The sequence below is a fragment of the Terrihalobacillus insolitus genome (assembly GCF_028416575.1).
Classification (GTDB): Bacteria; Bacillota; Bacilli; order Bacillales; family Amphibacillaceae; genus Terrihalobacillus; species Terrihalobacillus insolitus.
The window spans coordinates 1-3,472 of record NZ_JAMQKB010000052.1 but is presented as its reverse complement, the minus strand read 5'-3'; the positions used below and the strand labels follow the sequence as shown (position 1 = coordinate 3,472).

Genomic DNA, 3,472 nt, shown 5'->3' with positions numbered 1-3,472 from the left:
GTCAAAAGGTTATGTATAGTAAATGATAATGTAAAGTAAGCTCTTTGTTTGCTGTCAGATTGTGATAATATCTTAGAGTCACTTTACATTATCATTTTGACCCTACTTGTTGAAGTTCTTTAGCCAAGTCAATAAGTTATCATTTTCTTGCCACTTTGGTTCCTCTGATGGTGTTACATCAACGTATGCCTTCTCTATAGCTTCTCTTTTTTGTTTTGAGTCTACTTTGGCGTAAATTTCTGTTACCTGTACAGAACTGTGACCAAGAATATCTCTTATATATACAAGGTTTACACCGGCTTGAAGTAGATGCATAGCTTTCGTATGTCTAAGACAATGACAGGTAAACACTTCTGGAATCAATGTTTTATCTTCTTCTCGTGCTAAATTCTTATATTTTGCTAATATATAGTTCACTCCAGCTCTAGTCAGATTCTCCTTCCTTTTGTTGAAAAACAGAGGATATAAATTCGAAGAATTTCCGAAAAGACCTTGTTCTTCCATATATCTCCTTAGAACCTGTACAGCTGGTTCCATTAAAGGTACAATCCTGGCTTTGTTTCCTTTTCCAATTAGTTTTATTGTATATGGTTTCTCAAATCTAACCATTGATGGCGTTAAGTCTATTATTTCCTGTACTCTAGCCCCTGTTTCATACATTAGTGTTAATAGCGCTAAATCACGGCGTCCAGTGATGGTATCTAAATTTGGCATTTTTAACAGTAACTTTATCCCATCAGGGGTTAGATAGTTTATAGTTTTCTTTTTGTTCCTTTTGACAGGAATAGAAAGGATTTTCTGCCATTCCAATAGATTGTCTGGATTCTCATATTGGAGATATTTAAAAAAAGAGTGAAGTGCTGCTAATCGCACATTCCTTGTTGATGTGCTACATCTACGCACCCTTTCAGTCCAATCCAAATATTCCACCACTAAATCTTTTGTTATCTTATTCAAGGTTAAAACATCTGTGGGGATCTCTTTTTCATCGTTTAAGAAGCGCAGAAAAATAATAAACGTATCCCTGTAGGATGCTATGGTGTTTTGACTTGCTCCAACTTCTCCTGGGAGAAACTTTGTGAGAAACCCTGTAAGATAATATGAAAAATCAGTAGGTTTCATTTTGCTTCACCTCCGGAAACAAGTATGAACACAGTTTGTTTACATCTTCAATTAACTCCGGGTACATATCCGAGGTTAATCTGACATACTTATCAGTTGCTTCCAATGAATTGTGCCCCAAGTATTTAGAAAGAATGGGAAGAGAATAGTATAGATCCAGTCCCTTACGGGACATTTCCGCCAATGAATGCACACTGAATGAATGTCTAAGATCATGTACTCGTGGTCCCAAACCCTTACCACCATGAGAAATACCAGCTTCCCATAGAATTTTACGGAACCACCTATATACTGTATCCGAAGCGTACCTATCACCATTCTTCTGTATAAAAAAGTAATCATCGGATTCATTTACTGATAAATGAATCATTTTCTTATATTGCTTACCGATAGTTATTAAAGAATCGGAAAGAGGAAGTATTCGGTCACTCCCATTTTTCGTTTCCCGTACAATAATATAACCTTCTTCAAGATTCACATCCTTATTTTTAAGTGATAATGCTTCATTTATCCTTAATCCACAGCCGTAAATAAGACGAAAAACTACAGGTAGTATAAATTTCATATTAGATGTATTATCCTTTACTCTTATTGTGTCACATGCGGTAAAGAATGATTTTAGCCTTTTTTCCGAAAAAATATATGGTGTAAAAGTTGATTGATATTTTTTAGGCAATCTTGGAATGTAAGACTGATATCCCAATTGATTCAGATAGATGCAAAAGTTACGGATATCATTAACTCTCTTATATCTAGTAACCTCAGATTCGTTCGAACGTATTTCTATCCATTTGTCCGCCAATTCCCTTGTCAAACCAACTGAATTTGCATCATTTTTGATTGTAAAGTCATCAAACGTTTTAAAGTTGGAGGTGCTGCTTAGGGCGTAGCCCATATTTCTTTTGAAAGCTATATATTGATCTATTAGATAAGCATTAATGCCTGATAATTCCATTTCAATACACCTCCTGGTAATAAGGTGATTGGATTTTTGGTACTTCCAAGGCGCATTGACGAAGAGATTTCAGATCAATTCTGAGATAAGTTTTTGTACTCTCCGTATTTGAATGTCCAAGCACTTCTGAAATAACTGGAACTGGTGTCTTTTGTTCCAGAAGTATTCCTGCAAGACTGTGCCGCAAGGCATGCGGACCATGTTTCTTTTGATCGGCATTCTTGATGCCTGCCCGTTTTAAATAAAAGGAAACAATACTATGAAGAGTTGGTTCTTCAAGCTTGTCATATGGTTGAGCAGCACGTAAAAATATATATGGAAGATCTGATGAAGGTCTTCCATATTTAAGGTAATCAATAATTACATTTCCAATTTCAGCTAAAAGAGGGAGTTCAATTTTTTCTTTAGTTTTCCGTTGAATAAGGTGTATTGTATTGGTTTCCCAATATATATTTTCAAATTTTAATCCACAAATATCCGAGGCTCTCAATCCAAGCCTGGCCGCTAATAGTATCATTGCTATATCTCTTTTACCTTTTGGACTACTTCTATCAACGGCATTCAATAATCGTTCTATTTCTTCTTTTGTATAGGTTGTTGGAAGGCGTGCTTCTTTTTTGTAACTGCTTTTAGGAACAAGATACGTTAAATCATAATCTAGATACTTATTATCAAATAAATACCTAAGAAAGCAACGTATAGAACTTAGCGTACAGTGTATTGTCGATTTGGAGGAAAAGCCAAGGGTGTTGATAAAACCTAGAATTTGTTGTTTGCCAAGGTCGGAAAGAACCAAAATGCTATTCGAATTAAGATAGGTCAAAAATCTATGGAGGTATAATTTGTTGCTAGTTATAGTGTCTTCCGACATCCCTTGCGCTTTTCTGTAGGATAGAAAAGATTGCATAAGGTTTCCTATTTCTCCTTCAAAGTTATAATCCTTTCGAACGGATCGGAACCTTATCATACCAGTAGTTTGATATTCAGTAAGTACATTAGCACTCCGTATTGTGTCCTTTTCTTTCTTGCTAAGATCACTATAGGACATTTCGTTCAATACGCTTGTTATGAACGCATCACACACCTTCGCATTAAAGAATTTCATTCGATGCTCTTCCATGAATTGCTTTAGAAGTTTCCATCCATTTTGATAAACCCTAATTCTCACTTTGTGATATGAAAGACCGTCAAAATAAGCCTCCACTTCCGAAGTAATTTCACAAAGCGTTTGTTTCTTTTCACTCTTCATTAGAAAGACCTCCCGATATTATATTAGGCAGCTGCCTATCTATAATATCGGGTGATAATGTAAAGTAAGTCAACAAAATTCTTCGAATTTCACCTGAATATATTGACTTACTTTACATTATCATTTACTATACATAACCTTTTGAC

The 3,472-nt window shown here is 35.3% G+C and carries 3 protein-coding genes; all 3 read right to left on the bottom strand.

The genetic code is table 11. The features are described 5' to 3' along the window. Positions 1-102: 102 nt before the first annotated feature. Genes NC797_RS18160 through NC797_RS18150 form a run of 3 tightly spaced genes read right to left on the bottom strand, consistent with a single transcriptional unit; the run spans position 103 to position 3,326 of the window. On the bottom strand, positions 103-1,122 hold the full coding sequence (locus NC797_RS18160) for a site-specific integrase (RefSeq protein WP_272438199.1): 1,020 nt from the start codon (positions 1,120-1,122) through the stop codon (positions 103-105). Continuing rightward, on the bottom strand, positions 1,109-2,077 hold the full coding sequence (locus NC797_RS18155) for a tyrosine-type recombinase/integrase (RefSeq protein WP_272438198.1): 969 nt from the start codon (positions 2,075-2,077) through the stop codon (positions 1,109-1,111). Before NC797_RS18155 ends, NC797_RS18160 begins: the two co-directional genes overlap by 14 nt. Before the next feature lies 1 nt (position 2,078). Then, entirely contained in the window at positions 2,079-3,326 is a 1,248-nt protein-coding gene (locus NC797_RS18150) for a site-specific integrase (RefSeq protein WP_272438197.1), read from the bottom strand. Positions 3,327-3,472 lie beyond the last annotated feature (146 nt).